General features: G+C 46.7%; 10 protein-coding genes. 5 read left to right on the forward strand and 5 right to left on the reverse strand.

Going from position 1 to position 15,933, the window contains the following annotated elements; genetic code table 11:
• The first annotated feature begins 12 nt into the window (after positions 1 to 12).
• The 4 genes from RS889_RS09570 to RS889_RS09585 all read left to right on the forward strand — a co-directional run bounded on the left by RS889_RS09570 (position 13) and on the right by RS889_RS09585 (position 5,059).
• The gene (locus RS889_RS09570) at positions 13 to 1,464 is read left to right on the forward strand and encodes a protein adenylyltransferase SelO (protein ID WP_315710445.1); all 1,452 of its coding nucleotides are present in this window, start codon (positions 13 to 15) and stop codon (positions 1,462 to 1,464) included.
• 437 nt (positions 1,465 to 1,901) lie between these two features.
• Complete coding sequence (gene ldtD / locus RS889_RS09575) at positions 1,902 to 3,602, forward strand: L,D-transpeptidase (protein WP_315710446.1); 1,701 nt, start codon at positions 1,902 to 1,904, stop codon at positions 3,600 to 3,602.
• Positions 3,603 to 3,794: 192 nt separating this feature from the next.
• Positions 3,795 to 4,343, forward strand: coding sequence for a peptidoglycan L,D-endopeptidase MepK (mepK, locus tag RS889_RS09580; protein WP_315710447.1), 549 nt, complete (start codon positions 3,795 to 3,797; stop codon positions 4,341 to 4,343).
• 68 nt (positions 4,344 to 4,411) lie between these two features.
• Complete coding sequence (locus RS889_RS09585) at positions 4,412 to 5,059, forward strand: MBL fold metallo-hydrolase (RefSeq protein ID WP_021016338.1); 648 nt, start codon at positions 4,412 to 4,414, stop codon at positions 5,057 to 5,059.
• 198 nt (positions 5,060 to 5,257) lie between these two features.
• Here RS889_RS09585 and RS889_RS09590 read toward each other — a convergent pair whose 3' ends face one another.
• The 5 genes from RS889_RS09590 to pncB form a co-directional block, all read right to left on the reverse strand.
• Positions 5,258 to 6,448, reverse strand: a complete 1,191-nt coding sequence (locus tag RS889_RS09590) for an amino acid aminotransferase (RefSeq protein ID WP_315710450.1) — start codon at positions 6,446 to 6,448, stop codon at positions 5,258 to 5,260.
• Positions 6,449 to 6,670: 222 nt separating this feature from the next.
• Positions 6,671 to 7,750 carry a porin gene (locus RS889_RS09595; protein WP_315710452.1) on the reverse strand — a complete coding sequence of 360 codons (1,080 nt, stop codon included), beginning with the start codon at positions 7,748 to 7,750 and terminating at the stop codon, positions 6,671 to 6,673.
• A 763-nt stretch (positions 7,751 to 8,513) separates the two neighbouring features.
• Complete coding sequence (locus tag RS889_RS09600; RefSeq protein ID WP_315710454.1) at positions 8,514 to 9,578, reverse strand: porin; 1,065 nt, start codon at positions 9,576 to 9,578, stop codon at positions 8,514 to 8,516.
• Positions 9,579 to 9,873: 295 nt separating this feature from the next.
• Positions 9,874 to 11,274 (reverse strand): asparagine--tRNA ligase, encoded by a 1,401-nt coding sequence (gene asnS, locus RS889_RS09605; RefSeq protein ID WP_021016334.1) that lies wholly within the window; start codon positions 11,272 to 11,274, stop codon positions 9,874 to 9,876.
• Positions 11,275 to 11,457: 183 nt separating this feature from the next.
• Entirely contained in the window at positions 11,458 to 12,663 is a 1,206-nt protein-coding gene (pncB, locus tag RS889_RS09610; RefSeq protein ID WP_315710455.1) for a nicotinate phosphoribosyltransferase, read from the reverse strand.
• A 590-nt stretch (positions 12,664 to 13,253) separates the two neighbouring features.
• On the opposite strand from pncB, the gene pepN reads away from it, so the two are divergent.
• Complete coding sequence (gene pepN, locus RS889_RS09615; RefSeq protein WP_315710456.1) at positions 13,254 to 15,869, forward strand: aminopeptidase N; 2,616 nt, start codon at positions 13,254 to 13,256, stop codon at positions 15,867 to 15,869.
• The last annotated feature ends 64 nt before the right edge of the window (positions 15,870 to 15,933 follow it).

Consider the following 15,933-nt stretch of genomic DNA (forward strand, 5'->3'; position numbering starts at 1 on the left):
TCAGGGGGAATTATGCCGAACCATCCTCAGTTCAATAACCATTACCACCGCCAATTACCCGGGTTTTATACTGAATTGACACCAACGCCTCTGCGGGGCGCTCGGTTGATTTATCACAGTGAAGCACTGGCCAATGAGCTTGGTTTGTCTCCCGAATGGTTCTGTGGAGAAAACAGTAAGATCTGGTGCGGAGAACATCAACTACCAGGAATGATGCCGTTGGCCCAGGTTTACAGTGGTCACCAGTTCGGTGCCTGGGCAGGGCAACTGGGTGATGGTCGCGGTATTTTACTTGGCGAACAACAGCTCGACGATGGCCGTTGCCTTGACTGGCATTTGAAAGGTGCTGGTCTGACACCTTATTCTCGTATGGGGGATGGTCGAGCAGTGTTGCGCTCGGTGGTACGGGAGTTTCTCGCCTCAGAGTCCTTGCATTATTTGGGAATACCCACAACGCGTGCATTGACGATTGCTACCAGTGATCAGCTTGTCCAGCGCGAACAGGAAGAACGAGGTGGAATGTTATTGCGGGTGGCAGAAAGCCACGTGCGTTTCGGCCATTTTGAACATTTCTACTATCAACGTGAGCCGGAAAAAGTACGGCAGTTGGTTGATTATGTGATAAGTCGCCACTGGCCACTGTGGCAACAGGAAAATGATCGTTACCAACTGTGGTTTACCGATGTGGTAGAACGTACGGCGCGGCTTATTGCTCAGTGGCAGACGGTGGGATTCACACATGGTGTTATGAATACCGATAATATGTCGATCCTCGGTATTACCATTGACTATGGGCCTTATGGGTTCATGGATGAGTATAACCCTGGTTATGTCTGTAATCATTCAGATTACCAAGGGCGTTATGCATTTGATAATCAACCGGCTGTTGCACTGTGGAATCTGCATCGTTTGGCTCAGTCACTATCAGAACTGATACCGGTTGAAACGCTACAGCGAGCTCTCGAACGTTATGAGCCCGTTTTAATGCAGGCTTTTGGGGAACGGATGCGGGCAAAGCTTGGCTTGTTCACCGTGCAGGCGGAAGATAATGACATTCTGGTAGGGTTATTGCGGTTAATGCAGCGGGAAAAAGCAGACTACACCCGAACATTCCGACTGTTATCGGCAACGGAACAGCAAAGTGTTCAATCTCCATTACGGGATGAATTTATCGACCGGCCTGTTTTTGATCAATGGTTTAATACATACCGAAGACGTCTGATGATAGAAGATTATGACGATAGCCACCGACAACAGGTAATGATGTCTGTTAATCCTAAGTATGTTCTGCGAAATTATCTGGCGCAGCAGGCGATTGAACGTGCGCAACAGGATGATGTCAGCGTTTTGGCACGATTACATCAGGCACTGAGTCACCCTTATCAGGAACAGCCGGAAATGAACGATCTGGCGGAGTTACCCCCGGAGTGGGGTAAACATCTTGCCATATCCTGCTCCAGCTAAAAGGTAGCTGGCTGTTACTCTTTTCCCTGGATGATAGAGAAGTTCCTGCATATCGCTAATGTTAAAAACACGCTATTGTGTGATGGCTATTTATGACACAAATGAATAGCCATCTATCAGGCTCGAAATTTATTTGTCTCCCGTTTCTCATGATGGCATCGTGAAACGCTATCGGATAATCAGTGAATATGGACTCAGTATTAAATAAGTCTGTCAACTATAAAGCAAAATACATTTTCTGTTTATATACTAGCGAGTAAGGCAGGGGTCGTTTCTTCAAATGCGTGGGTGACCAGCCATATCCGCTTTATGCGATGAAAATATTGTCACCATCAACGTGGACACTTTTTTGCGGTATTGGAAGTTGGTTATTTTATTTCTATGGGTAGCAAGGTTTGTCCTGGAAAGTATGGTGGGTAATGAACAGGGGATATGGGATGTTGTTGACGAGACAGAAAACGCAGAGACTGTTTTGTAGTGCTATTGGTGCGTTATTGTTGGGAAGTGTGTTTTATCCATTCATCGTTCAAGCGGCATCACCGACCATGACCATCGGGAGAACCGCGACACCAGTCGATATTTCTTCGCAGGCAAGGCGGATGGCGTTAATGTCAGCACTTCCGGCGAATATTTCACCTCACTATTTGTCTGAATTGACGACGCTTTATACCCGTCACGCTATGCAACCTATGTGGTCTGATCATCGCGCGGTTCGGGAGTTTCAGCAGCAATTGGCCGAAGTCGCTCTTTCCGGTGTACAACCGCAATTTACTACTTGGGTTAGATGGCTGACCGATGCCAGGCTCACCGGGTTTGCACGTGATGTTGTCCTTTCCGATGCCATGTTGGGATACATGCAGTTTGTGTCTGGCGTTGAAAAAAAAGGTAATGACTGGCTTTACAGTAAGGTTTCTTATCCGTTGGCAATGCCGCCGGCAGTAATGATAAATCAGTGGCAGCAGGCTATCTTGGCAGGCAGCGAGGCCGGTTATATTGCCACATTAATACCGCATCACTCGCAATACGCTAAAATGCATCAGGCATTGAAAAATATGTTATTGGATAATCGCCCGTGGCCGAAACTGGTCCTGTCGGGTACATTGCGACCTGGCGATTACAGTACTGATTTGCCCGCGCTGCGAGAAATATTACAGCGTACCGGGATGTTGACCTCTGTAACATCCTCAATATCGCACGACGAGTCCTCTTCCAACGTTCAGCCGTCCGTTAATGTTTATGATGGAGAATTGGTTGAGGCAGTGAAGCGTTTTCAGCAGTGGCAAGGGTTGCAAGAGGATGGTGTAATTGGTAGACGTACACGTGACTGGCTTAACGTTTCATCCCAGATGCGAGCAAGGCTGTTGGCACTGAATATTCAACGTTTGCGTCTGGTCCCGGATAATGTCAACACGGGTATCATGGTGAATATCCCCAATTATTCTCTCATCTATTATCATAATGGGGCTGAAGTTCTGTCGTCACGGGTGATTGTCGGGCAGCCGAAGCGGAAAACGCCGCAGATGAGCAGTTTGCTAAATGATGTGGTGATGAATCCGCCGTGGAATGTTCCGACAAAGCTAGTGCGCCAAGATATTATTCCCAAAGTGATTCAGGACCCGGGCTATCTGCAACGCCATGACTATGTCGTACTTTCTGACTGGGGACGAGACGCTCAGATCATCGATCCAAGCATGATCGACTGGCCGTTGGTGTCGGCAATGAATTTTCCCTATCGGCTGCGTCAATCCCCAGGGGCGAAGAATTCCCTGGGACGCTATAAGTTTAATATGCCGAATTCAGATGCGATTTATCTGCATGATACACCGAATCATAACCTGTTCCAGAAAGATATTCGGGCGTTGAGTTCAGGCTGTGTCCGGATCAATAAAGCCTCTGAACTGGCTGCCTTGCTATTACAGGATGCCGGTTGGAATAATGCCAGAATCTCCTCAACAATTGATCGGGGGAACACCATCTACGTCCCGATCCGTCAACGCATACCGGTTAATCTCTATTATTTGACCGCCTGGGTAGCCGATAATGGTAAGCCTCAATTTCGTACAGATATTTACAATTATGATGGCATGGTGAGAACCAATGCTCAGGCCTTGCCAAACGTCGGGTCATTCTTGCAATAACTAGCGGTAATATCAGATATTGCCCGTTTTTTACGGCTATGGCGGTGAGCGATGAATCATTAGGATCCTCGGCAACCTTTCATATAAAGCAGGTTGACTCACTTTTCATCGGCAGTTAAGGTTCGGATGGCGCATTTTTTGTACCATCACACCGATTTTTTTAGCCATTTTTAGCCAGGGTAATACTGCTTTATGGAACATATTGACAATCATCGTCGTAAATGGTTGGCACTCGGGAGTGCGGCGTTGGGGTTAGCCCTGCTTCCAGGTCGGTCTTTTGCCTCCTTTTCTACGTCCAGACCCCGCATTCTTATGTTGAATAACCTTCATACGGGTGAACATCTTAAAGTCGAGTTTTTTGACGGACACCGGTACAATAAAGAAGAGCTGTCACGCTTAAACCATTTCTTTCGCGACTATCGGGCGAATAAGGTGAAAACCATCGATCCCAACCTGTTCGATCAGCTATATCGGTTACAGGTCATGTTAGGTACCAACAAACCAGTACAGCTTATCTCCGGTTATCGTACTTATCGCACTAATGAGAATTTGCGATCTCACAGTCGAGGGGTTGCTAAGCACAGTTATCACACACAAGGTAAAGCGATGGATTTCCATATTGAAGGTGTGCAACTGGCTACTATTCATAAAGCCGCTCTGAAAATGCGTGCTGGCGGTGTAGGGTATTACCCGGAAAGTAATTTTGTACACATTGATACCGGAGCGGTTCGTACCTGGTAAAGCATAATAACTACATGACATGGGTGGATATAGCATGTCATGGGATAGTGGGGTAAAAACGGAACTGTATGAAATACCAGATTATTCCTGTTACGGCGTTCAGTCAGAATTGCACTTTATTGTGGTGTGAAGAAACCAAAGAAGCCGCTATTGTTGATCCCGGTGGTGAGAAGGAAAAAATCACGCAAGCCGTAACACGGGCTGGCGTTACCGTTAAGCAGATTCTCTTGACGCACGGGCATCTCGATCATGTTGGCGCGGCTGCATCATTGGCTGAGCATTATCAGGTACCTATTTTAGGCCCACAACGTGAAGACGCGTTCTGGCTGAATGGTTTGCCAGCGCAAAGCCGCATGTTTGGGCTGGAAGACTGTCCGGCGTTAACACCTTCCCGTTGGCTTGAAGAAGGCGATTCGGTGACAGTAGGGACAATTTTGTTATCGGTATTACATTGCCCCGGCCATACACCAGGGCATATCGTCTTTTTCGACGCAGCATCGCGTTTGGCATTAGTTGGTGATGTGATTTTCAGAGGCGGTGTCGGGCGTAGCGATTTTCCTCAAGGCGACCATGAGGTATTGATTGCCTCTATCCGGAATAAGCTTTTTCCATTGGGTGACGATGTCGCTTTTATCCCGGGACATGGCCCAATGTCGACGTTTGGTGAAGAGCGGAGAACTAACCCGTTTGTCCGTAATGATACTGCATTTGGTTAATCTGCAATTAACCGTTACCAAGATAGATCAGATAAGATCATTATTGCCAGAGTGACGATTAATCATCAAAACGATATGGTTATAACAGGATTTTTCCCCAAACGCTGAATACATTACTGCCTGTCTTATCAACAAATATCATCTATCTTTCGCAACAAACCCGCTAGTTGTCACGATAGCGGGTTTGTCGTGTTGATATCAGAGTACGGCGACAATGGCTTCACACAACGGAGACATATTCTCCGGTGTCATCCCAGCGACGTTGATACGGCCAGAATTCACGGCATATACGCCAAATTCACTGCGCAGACGTAGTACCTGGTCTTTATTAAGCCCACTGAAAGAGAACATCCCATTTTGCTTGATAATAAAGGAAAAGTCTTGTTGTGCGCCTTTTTCTTGCAGGGTGCTAACAAACAGCTGGCGCATCCGCTGAATGCGTTCTCGCATCGCGGTCAACTCCTGCTCCCAGATGGCGCGTAGCACGTCATTTGACAGGATGGTTGCTACGATTGCGGCACCATGAGCCGGCGGATTGGAATAGTTGGCGCGAATAGTGGCTTTTACTTGGCTGAACGCAGTGTCAGCCGTGGCAGAATCAGCAGCAACAAACGTACAGGCACCAACACGTTCATTATACAGGCCAAAATTCTTGGAGTATGAACTGGCAATAATCAGCTCCTGATGTTTGGCTGCAAAAGTGCGTAAACCTTGTGCATCCTCATTCAGACCTTTTGCAAAACCCTGATAGGCAAAATCAAACAGCGGTAACCAGCCTTTCTCTAATGCCAAATCGGCTAATTTAGTCCACTGTTCCGGGGTAGGGTCGATGCCGGTGGGATTATGGCAGCAGCCATGGAACAACACCACATCGCCAGCCTGAGCTGCATTCAGGCTGCTGAGCATGCCTTCAAAGTCAAGTGTGTGATGGGCCGCATCATAGTAGGTGTAATCACAGACCTCCAGACCTGCGGCTGAAAAGACATTTTTATGGTTAGGCCAGCTAGGATTACTTACCCAGATACGCTTGGCACTGGTTTTGTTGGCGATGAAGTCAGCGGCTACTCGTAAACCCCCCGTGCCACCTGGAGTTTGCGCGGTGCGTGCGCGTTTATTGGCTATAATGTCGCTCTGTTCACCGAATAACAATGCCTGCGTGCAACGGGCAAACTCAGGCAGGCCATCAATACCCAGATAGTTTTTGGTGGTTTCGTTTTCCAGTAAAAACTGTTCTGCTTTTTTAACACTGGTCAGAACCGGCGTTTTACCGGTTTCGTCTTTATAAACACCAATACCCAGATTGATTTTATGTGGACGCTCATCAGCGCGGAAAAGATCGGTCAAGCCAAGAATTGGGTCGGCGGGTGCAGCAGAGATATTCTCAAACATTGCGAGATAGTTCCATAACAGAATAAGGAAGAAATAGCAGGTTACCGCTAGCTTATGGCTTTGCCAACCGTTTGCATCAAAAGAAATGGAAATAATCACCATGGCAGGGAAGGCAAAATAAAAGCCTGAGCGAGAGGAAAAGATCAGCAGCTAAAAAACAATAAAGACAAGGCGGTTAGGCCTTGTCTTTGTTTGAGATGATTTTACAGAAGTGAAATCAACTTAGAACTGATAAACCATACCAACAGCTACAGTGTCATCGGTACCTTTACCATACTTATCGTCAGCAGTTTTAATCAAGTTGATGTCATATTCAGTATAGACAGACATGTTCTTGTTAAAGGCGTAAGTAGCACCCAGGCTGACATATTTGGTGATATAAGCGCTGGTTTTGGTTGCGCTGGTGTCATTATCAGCTTTGGCAGAAACATAACCCAGAGACGGTGTTAAACCGAAGTCAAAGTTATACTGAGCAACCGCTTCAAATACTTTGGTTTTGTCAGCATAAGCAGTGCCTGTTGACGTTGAACCAATATAAGTCAGGTTATGGTATTCACCGTAAGTAGCCGCTAAATAAATACTATTTGCATCATATTTCAGACCAGTCGCCCATGCATCGGCCTTGGCACCTTCGCCGCCAGCTTTCTGAGCACTGGTACGATCATAAGCGGCATAAGAACCGATTACAGCAATTCCAATTGGCGAAGTGTAAGACGTTGAAAAACCATAACCATCGCCATTTTGTTTTTTGAGCTCACGAGAGCCTTCGTTTTTACCCAGGTACTGCATACCGAAGTCCCAGCCATCAACCAGGCCGAAGAAGTTCTTGTTACGGTAGGTTGCAACACCGCTGGTACGATTGGTCAGATTATCGGTGTAGGCGGAGTCGCCACCGAATTCAGGCAGAACGTCAGTATAAGAGATACCGTCGTGAGCGATGCCTCGGTTACGACCGTAGTCGAAAGAGCCAAAATCAGCAAATTTCAAACCGGCATAAGCATAACGGGTTTTACCAGCACTACCGTTGGTCGTTTCTGGATTGCTGGCATCGAACTGATATTCGAAGCGGCCATAACCAGTCAGTTGATCATTAATCTGCGTTTCGCCTTTAAAACCCAGACGAGCGTAGCTGTGGTCACCGTCAGCGTTCTGACTATTATTTTTTGCAAAATAATGCAAGCCATCGAGTTTGCCATACAGGTCCAACTTGTTGCCGTCTTTATTATAGATCTCAGCAGCGTGTGCTGTGCTTGCCATCAGTAATGCCGGGATGATTACGGCCAGAATATTACGCTTCATCATTATCAATATCCTCATTGTGTTATATGGCACCTGTTCGTTTACAGATAATGCCTAAGGAACTTCTGCAAGACGCCGGTGTCGTTCTGTGTTCGCAGGCAGTGTTCCATCCACAATGCGGCGGGATCTACAATTAAAATGATACTAAATGATTGTTATTGAAACTAATTGTATTTATATGTTTCTAAATATTTTACATTTCTTTATTTTTACCGGTTTATGAATTTTTTAATAAACTATTTGTTATTTTTTATATATTTTTCATGAAATAAAGCGGTATTTTTGATACTTAAAATAGTTTAATGTTTTATGAAAATCCATAATATTCATGATATTGAAATGTGTTTCCACTATTTCTGTCACAAATAATGTGTAAGATTGTCGAAAGCAATAAAAGTGTGACTTTCCTTGTTCTTTTACATTGTGCGTAAACTTTAAGACCGAGACCGAGACCGAGACCGAGACCGAGACCGAGACCGAGACCGAGACCGAGACCGAGATGTACTAGCTGTGCTTTGTTAACGCGGCTATGACAAGGTTTTAGTCAGGTCAGGTCAGGTCAGGTCAGGTATTTTGGGTACTGAAGAACTAAAGATGTGTGTTGAAGACGTGCGGAGCAAGGAGCAAGGAGCAAGGAGTAGAACAGGCATTGGATGCAAGATGGGGGTCAAGGGAAATGGGCAAAAAATAGAAAACGCCAGTCAGCAAGGCTAACTGGCGTTAAAATTACCCAATCAGACTGATATTATCATCAGCTGACAGATAATTAGAACTGATAAACCACACCAACAGCTACACGGTCATCGTTAGCTAAGCCATACTGGTTGTTGCTATCCAGTAAGTTGATGTCATATTCAGTATAGACAGACATGTTCTTATTGAAGGCATAGTTCGCGCCAACACTCACGTATTTAGTGATGTAGTCGCTAGTTTTGACTGCGGCAGTATCATCGTCAGCTTTGGCAGAGACATAAGCCAGAGACGGCGTTAAACCAAAATCAAAGTTGTATTGAGCAACAGCTTCAAATACTTTGGTCTTATCTAAAGCGAAAGTAGATGTCGAGCCAAGGTAGCTCAGGTTATGATACTCACCATAAGTAGCCGCCAGATAGATGCTGTTGGCATCATATTTCAGACCAGTCGCCCAAGCATCCGCTTTATCACCACGGCCATCAGCTTGCTGTTGACTTGTACGATCAGCTGATTCATAAGAAGCTATGAGACTAACACCAATCGGAGTGGTATAGGAGGAGGAAATACCCCAACCGTCACCAGTCTGTTTTCTCAGCTGGTTTGAGCCTTCATGTTTGCCTTGATACTGTAAACCAAAGTCCCAACCATCAACCAAGCCAAAGAAGTTCTTGTTACGATAAGTAGCGACGCCGGAAGTACGACCAGTAATGTTGTCAGTGTAGCTCTGATCGCCGCCCCATTCAGGCAGGACGTCGGTATAAGAAATACCATCATAGGCAATGCCCTTTTTACGACCATAGTCAAAAGAGCCAAAATCACCGAACTTCAAACCAGCATAACCTAAACGGGTATGTCCGCCACTACCGTTAGTATCTTCACCATCTTGGGCATCGAACTGATATTCGAAATGACCATAACCAGTCAACTGGTCATTAATCTGAGTTTCACCGTTAAAACCCAAACGAGCATAACTCTGGTCACCATCGTTGTTCGCATCATTAGAGAAATAATGCAAGCCGTCTAATTTGCCGTACAGGTCCAACTTGTTACCGTCTTTGTTATATACTTCAGCTGCATTTGCTGCGCCAGCAGCTAACAGAGCCGGGATTACCACTGCAAGAATATTGCGCTTCATCATTATTACCCTCATTGGTGTTATACAGACACCTATTGCAACCATTGAAAATTCCTTGTGGAACTTTTTCCAGAAGCTTGGTGTCTTCCTGTGTCTGCACGCAGTTTTCCATTCACCAGTCCGTTAATCTACCGCGAAAATGATACTAACTGCCTAACTGAGTAACAAATAGAAACTATGTGTTTCAAAATGTAAAAATCACGGAACTTTTGTCGACTACGTCACAAATAAAAACGGAGGTTCGGATTTACCGACCCTCCATTTTCTAGTTATTTGTTTTGCTTATAGTAATTTTTACTTAGAAGCTGGCATTGCGTGGTGAGCGTGGGAAAGGGATAACATCGCGTATGTTTTGCACACCGGTAACATAAGCGATCAGTCGTTCAAAACCGAGGCCAAACCCTGAATGAGGAACGGTACCGTAACGACGCAGATCGCGATACCACCAATAGTCTTCTTTTTTGAGTCCCATCGCTTCCAATCGGATATCCAGTTGTTCCAGTCGTTCTTCACGTTGGGATCCACCGATAATTTCGCCAATGCCGGGGGCCAGAACGTCCATGGCAGCAACAGTTTTACCGTCGTTGTTCATCCGCATATAGAAGGCTTTGATGTCTTTTGGATAATTTTTTACGACGACGGGCGCTTTGAAATGTTTTTCCGCCAGAAAACGTTCATGCTCAGACGAAAGGTCAACGCCCCAGTAAACTGGGTTCTCAAACGTCTGACCACAGTTTTGTAGAATAGTGACGGCATCAGTGTAATCCACCTGAGCAAAATCCGAATGGACAAAACCTTCAAGCCGACTGATGGCCTCTTTGTCGACACGTTCGGCAAAGAACTTCATATCATCAGCACGTTCTTCCAGCACTGCGTTGAAGACGTACTTAAGCAGATCCTCCGCCAGTTTGGCGATATCGTCCAGTGTCGCAAAGGCCACTTCTGGTTCAATCATCCAGAATTCAGCCAGATGACGACTGGTATTGGAGTTTTCCGCCCGGAAAGTGGGGCCGAAAGTGTAGACTTTGGATAGGGCACACGCGTACGTTTCGCCGTTGAGTTGGCCGGATACCGTGAGGAATGCTTCCTTACCGAAGAAGTCTTCGCTGAAATCCACTTTGCCCTGTTCAGTCCGCGGCAGATTTTCCAGGTCAAGCGTGGATACCCGGAACATCTCACCGGCGCCCTCGGTATCAGAAGCAGTAATCAACGGTGTTGATACCCAGTAATAACCGTTTTCGTGAAAGAACCGGTGAATAGCCTGGGCCAGTGTGTGCCGTACACGAGCGACAGCGCCAATCAGATTGGTACGTGGGCGTAAATGCGCGACCTCACGCAAGTATTCAATGCTGTGGCGCTTGGCCGCCATTGGATAGGTGTCCGGGTCATCAACCCAGCCGATCACATTGATATTTGTGGTCTGCAATTCAAAGCTCTGCCCTTCACCCGGTGAAGCAACTACGCGACCAGTCACTTCCACGGAGCAACCGGTGGTCAGGCGTAGGACGTCGCTCTGGTAATTCGGGAGATTATTATTGACAACAGCCTGTAGTGAATCAAAGCAGGAACCGTCATAGACGGCAACAAAGGAAATACCGGCTTTAGAGTCTCTCCGGGTACGTACCCAGCCGCGCACGGTGACTTCGTTGTCAACGGCGACACGGCCTTGCAGTACGTCGACTACAGGCACTACGCTCATAACATTCTCTCTTTAATTAAAATTTGTTTGGAAACAGTGAGTGACCCAGATAAAAGGGCGCTTCGCTATGTTACTTGTCGCCTGTCAGGACACAAGCAGAAATCACCGGAATGCAATAAGTTTTGTGCAATTCCGGCGCTGCTGGATTAAACATTAGTCAATACGATGACAGACCAACAAATTTCAGGAAGCTTTTTTGACCAATGGCAAGTCAAATGCTTTACGTAGAGCGCTGACAAACGCTGGATCCCGACAGATGGTTTTACCAGGACTGTCAGACAGTTTGGCGACGGGTTTACCGTTACACTCCACCAGTTTAATCACAATATTCAGCGGAGTTACGCCGGGAATATCACAGGTGAGGTGGGTTCCGATACCAAAAATCAGATTGATGCGCTGCCAGAAGTGGCAGTAAATTTTCAGCGCTTTATCAAGATTAAGACTATCAGAAAACACCAGTGTTTTAGTTAGTGGGTCGATACCCAATCTTTGATAATGGGCAATCGCTTTTTCTCCCCAGGCGATTGGATCACCAGAATCATGACGCAATCCCTGATAACGTTGGGCAAAGGGGCCATCAAAATCTCGCAGGAATGCATCCATAGTAATGCAATCGGTCAGCGCAATGCCTAGCTGGTTGGGGTATTCCTGAAGCCAGGCTTGCAGTGCTGCACGCTGACTATTTTCCAGCGTTGGGCTAATTTGCTGATGTGCCTGGAACCATTCATGGGCTTGTGTGCCGACGGGGTTCAGTGCTAGCCGTCGTGCCAAATCATAATTGCTGGTACCAATCAAATAAGGAAATTCTGCCTGTAGAGTAGTTACTATCTGTTGCTGTATCTTGCGGGAGAAGCGACGACGGGTACCGAAGTCCATCAGTTTGAAATGGCTAAGATCGATATCTTTACTGCTAGCACGAAAATGCGCCAGGGTATGATGTAACTGCTTGAGTGCGGCATCGACAGTAACAGCCGGTGAACGGATACGGTGAACCACTTCACTGATCACTGCCAACAGCGGCACTTCCCAGAGAATCACTTCACGCCAGGGGCCAGTAATACGGATATCTAATTTGCCGTGATGGTTTTTTACACGGATCTGTTGCGGGTTAAAACGAAAGGTTTTCAGCCAATTTAGGTAGTCGGATTTGAAAAATGGCAGAGAGGAAAGATAGTTGAATTCTTCCTCGCTTAGCGCCAGCTGGCTCATCAACTCAACTTGAGCGATGATTTCATCTGCATAGACCCCCAGTAACTCATCGCCACGACAGCGAAATTCAGCCGTCACATCCACATCAAAATAGTGGTGATATACCGCCTGCTGCATATGTAGTTTATAAGCATCGGTATCAAGCAATGAGGTCAATATCGGGGAAGTGTGTAAAGTCATAATGCGTTACAGCATCCTCGTTAGACGCGTATTTACCGTCATGATAATCATCAGCTCCAGAAAGACCTTGATCATCCATTTACTATTTAATGGCGCTATCACATCATAATGGGGACTTTAACGCGAGATTCAAATGTGCGATTGTGACAAAAAAGTGTCTGATTTTATGTTATATTTAACATTAGTGATTGAAATTAAATGTTTTTTATACTAAACAAAAAACTAAGAAAAGTTCGCCGAATACGATGAACACACTCGAGCATCATGTTGGATTATATTCTGACAGAGACTTTCCGTTAACAAGGCGAAGCCGTGTTTGAGTATCGGAATTGCACATAAAACAGATGGATAGTGAAAGTATATGGGGCAGATAAAGCATCACACTATACAATAATCTATTGCGCCTGCTGCTCCGGTATTTGTTTACTGTTGTTTACCCCGGTTTACTGAATCGGTCCTGGCACAGGCATTGATGCCTTGCCACCGGATATCAGCACATGGCGGTTGATGATGAACGCATCTGATGTCTCAAGCAGGTCAGAAACCGAACATACCCGTCATTATTACTGCATGTCATAAGGTAAAGATTTATGAGCCAACAACCACAAGTAAAACACCGGCATGATTATCGTGCGCCGGATTATACCATCACTGATATCGCACTGGATTTCGATCTGCATCCGGAAAAGACACGGGTGATTGCTGTCAGTCAGGTGGTGTTACAGGGTAAAAAAGGGGTGCCATTAACACTGGATGGTGAAGGGTTGCAACTGATTAGTGTCCATGTCAATGATCAGCCGTGGTCTGATTACCGTTTGCTGGATAACGGCCTGGAACTGAGCCAGCTACCAGAAAGTTTCACCCTGCGGATTGAAACTGAAATTGCCCCTGCAGCCAACAGTGCGCTGGAAGGGTTGTATCAGTCCGGGGAGGCATTGTGTACACAGTGCGAAGCGGAAGGTTTCCGTCATATCACTTACTATCTCGATCGTCCGGATGTGCTGGCTCGCTTTACTACCCGCATCAGTGCTGATAAGACGCGCTATCCTTATTTGCTCTCTAATGGTAACCGTATCGCACAGGGTGATCTGGATAATGGTCGTCACTGGATCAAGTGGCAGGATCCGTTCCCGAAACCGTGCTACCTGTTTGCCCTGGTCGCTGGTGACTTCGATGTCCTACAGGATCGCTTCATTACTCGTTCAGGAAAATCAGTGGCGCTGGAACTGTATGTTGATCGCGGCAACCTTGATCGTGCTGGTTGGGCCATGACCTCACTGCAAAATGCCATGAAATGGGATGAAACCCGGTTCGGTCTGGAGTATGACCTCGATATTTATATGATTGTGGCGGTAGATTTCTTCAATATGGGCGCGATGGAGAATAAAGGACTTAACATCTTCAACTCCAAATATGTATTGGCAAAGGCGGAAACGGCTACCGACAAGGATTATCTCAATATTGAAGCGGTGATTGGCCATGAATATTTCCATAACTGGACGGGTAACCGCGTTACCTGTAGGGACTGGTTCCAGCTCAGTCTGAAAGAAGGGCTGACGGTGTTTCGCGATCAGGAGTTCAGTTCCGATCGGGGTTCACGCGCGACCAACCGTATTGATAATGTACGGGTGATGCGAGGTGCTCAGTTTGCCGAAGACGCCAGCCCAATGTCCCATCCAATTCGTCCGGACCAGGTGATTGAAATGAATAATTTCTATACCCTGACTGTGTATGAAAAAGGGGCTGAAGTGATCCGAATGATGCATACATTGCTCGGTGAGGCGAATTTTCAGGCTGGTATGCAACTTTACTTTGAGCGGCACGATGGTAGCGCAGCGACCTGTGATGATTTTGTACAGGCGATGGAAGATGCTTCGAATGTTGATCTTTCCCAGTTCCGTCGTTGGTACAGTCAGTCGGGAACGCCGATTCTGACTATTCGGGATGAATACGATGCTGGCAGTGAAAAATATCAGTTGCATGTCAGCCAGATGACGCCAGTCGGTGTGGATAAACAGCCAAAGCTGCCGTTGCATATTCCGTTGGATATTGAGCTGTACGGCCCGGCAGGGCAGATTATTCCCCTATTGCAAAACGGACAGCCAGTGGCTTCGGTGCTGAACGTAACACAGGCGGAGCAGACATTTGTCTTTGATGGTGTGTCCAGTCAGCCGTTCCCCTCTTTATTAAGAGAGTTTTCGGCACCGGTCAAACTGAACTATGCCTGGCGTGATGAACAACTGACATTCTTGATGCGTCACGCCAACAATGCATTTTCCCGCTGGGATGCGGCACAAAGTCTGCTGACCAACTACATTCGCCTGAATGTGGCTCGCTATCAGCAACATCAGGCGCTTTCCCTGCCGATGCATGTGGTTGACGCTTTCCGGGGGGTTTTGCTGGATGACAAACTGGATCCGATGTTGGCATCGCAGATCCTGACTCTGCCCAGCGAAAATGAAATGGCTGAGTTGTTTGACATTATTGATCCAGAAGCGATTGCCGCCGTTCGTCATGCCATGATTCAGGCGCTGGCGCAGGAAATGGCAGATGAGTGCCTGGCAGTGTACCGGGCTAACAATATGCCAGAATACCGTGTAGAACAGGCGGATATGGGCAAACGGGCATTGCGTAATGTGTGTCTGCACTATCTGGCGTTTACGGATCGAGCACAAGCAGATCACCTGGTTACGGCTCAATTTGAGCAGGCGGATAATATGACAGACTCGTTGGCGGCGTTGTCTGCGGCGGTAACCGCTCAATTGCCGGGGCAAGGGGCGTTGCTGGCGGCGTTTGATGAACGTTGGCACCAGGATGGTCTGGTGATGGATAAGTGGTTCACACTGCAAGCAACCAGTCCGGATGCAGATGTTTTGAGTCGAGTGCGTGAATTACTCAATCATCGTTCATTCAGCTTGAATAACCCGAATCGGTTACGTGCTCTGGTCGGCTCCTTCTGTTCCGGCAATCCATCGGCTTTTCATGCGGCTGATGGTAGTGGTTATCGTTTCCTGACGGAGATGGTGTCTGATCTCAATACCCGTAACCCACAAGTGGCGTCGCGCTTAATCGAGCCATTAATCCGGTTGAAACGTTATGACGTTTCTCGTCAGGCATTGATGCGTCAGGCACTGGAAGAGTTGAAAGCGCTGAAGAATCTGTCTGGGGATTTGTTCGAGAAAATTAACAAGGCACTGGAAGCGTAAGCATTATCTTACATGACCGAAATAGTGTGTAGAACCACTGCCGATGGCAGTGGTTCTTTGCTTT

It is taken from the genome of Brenneria uluponensis (genome assembly GCF_032395385.1).
GTDB classification, from domain to species: domain Bacteria; phylum Pseudomonadota; class Gammaproteobacteria; order Enterobacterales; family Enterobacteriaceae; genus Prodigiosinella; species Prodigiosinella aquatilis.